This is a genomic window from Pseudomonas sp. PA-1-3F (genome assembly GCF_021609665.1).
Lineage (GTDB): Bacteria > Pseudomonadota > Gammaproteobacteria > Pseudomonadales > Pseudomonadaceae > Aquipseudomonas > Aquipseudomonas paracarnis.
The window spans coordinates 1-1,728 of sequence record NZ_WJZD01000073.1 but is presented as its reverse complement, the minus strand read 5'-3'; the positions used below and the strand labels follow the sequence as shown (position 1 = coordinate 1,728).

Below are 1,728 nucleotides of genomic sequence, written 5' to 3'. Positions count from 1 at the left end.
GGGTGGTGGGAGGGCTGAAGCAAGGCACGGTGCAGATGCGCTGGCGGGCGCGACAGAACGCGGTGCTGATGCAGAAAGAGCGAGTGGATGATGTGCCGGCTGTGGCTTCAAATCCTAAAGGCGATGCGGCGGCGCCAGCGGACAAGACCGTTACCAACGGCTGCCCGGTGTCGATGGTCACCGGCGAGGAATTGCTGACCCTCACCGATAGCGCGCTGGATGGGATCTTGCCGTTTGAGTGGACGCGGCTGTACCGCACCAGTGCGGTGGAGGCCGAGTGTGGATTGGGGTTTGGCTGGAGCCATGCGCTGGCTCATCGGCTGGTGGTGTCGGGCGATTCGGTGGTGTGGACCGACCATGAGAACCGCTCGACCACCCTGCCCTTGCCGACTTCAGCTCGACCGGCGATCACCAATAGCCTGGCGGAAGCGGCGATCTACTTGGGTTCGGCGCCTGATGAACTGGTGCTGGCCCAAGCCTCGCGTTTCTACCACTTTCGCGACGGTGTGCTGACAACCATCAGCGATGCGTATGACAACCGTCTGCGCATTTGCCGTGATCGCTCAGGACGGATTGAGCGGCTGGATAACGGTGCTGGTCGCTCGTTGCTGTTGCGTTATGAGTTGGATCGCATCGTTGCGGTGGACTACCAGGTGCATCGCGCCAAAGGGCGTGAGCCCTACGTGTGGGAGACCGAACAGAACCTTATTTCCTATGCCTATGACGAACACGGACGACTGGTCTGCGCGACCAATGCTGTCGGGGAAAGCGAGGGTTATCGGTACGACAATCAGCACGTCATTCTCGAGCGGCAGTTGGCCGGAGGCGCGAGTTTCTATTGGGAATGGGAACACGCGGGCAAGGCGGCGCGCTGCGTTCGGCATTGGGCGAGTTTTTCGCAGATGGACACGCGTTATGCCTGGGGCGATGACGGGCGTGTCACCGGGCATAACGCCGATGGTAGCCAGGAAGTCTATGTCCATGACGACCGGGCGCGCTTGGTGCAGCGCATCGATCCGGACGGCGCTCAGCATTACAAATCTTACGATCACAAAGGCCGACTGACCGTCGAGCAAGACCCGATGGGCGCGGTGACGGCCTATCAGTATGACGACGCCGGACGCTTGGTCGCGCTGTTTCAGGGGGATGATGAGCCAACGTCCTACGAGCATGACAACGGTTTTGTACGGGTTGTCAGGCGTGGGGAGGCGGTCTGGAAGTATGAGCGTAATGACCAGGGCGATGTTACGCGTAGGACCGATCCCGATGGTGAGGTTACTGACTACAGCTACAACAAGCACGGGCAACTGACTGGAGTTTGGTACCCGGATCACAGTTGCCATCGACTGGTGTGGAACGAACGCGGGCAACTGCTTGAGGAGCAATTGCCCAATGGTGGGATCAAGCGTTATCGCTATGACGATTTAGGGCGGCAAGTTGCCTGTGAGGATGAGCATGGCGCACTAATCCAGTATCAGTGGGACGCCGCAGGACGCTTGCTGAAACTGACCCAGCCAGGCGGTGGTTGTAGGGAATTCAGCTACAACCCCTACGGCAAAATCATCGCCGAACGCGACGAACTCGGCCACGTCACCCGCTATGAATACGCCGATGGCCTGCACCTGATCAGCCGCCGCCTCAACGCCGACGGCACCCAGGTCAAGTACCGCTACGACAACGCTCGGCTATTGCTCACCGAGATCGAAAACGAAGCCGGCGAAACCTACC

1 protein-coding gene is annotated in these 1,728 nt (G+C 60.0%); it reads left to right on the top strand.

The window, feature by feature from the left end:
• The coding region (locus tag GIV26_RS26995) for a DUF6531 domain-containing protein (RefSeq protein ID WP_236282920.1) at window positions 1–1,728 on the top strand (1,728 nt) is incomplete at both ends.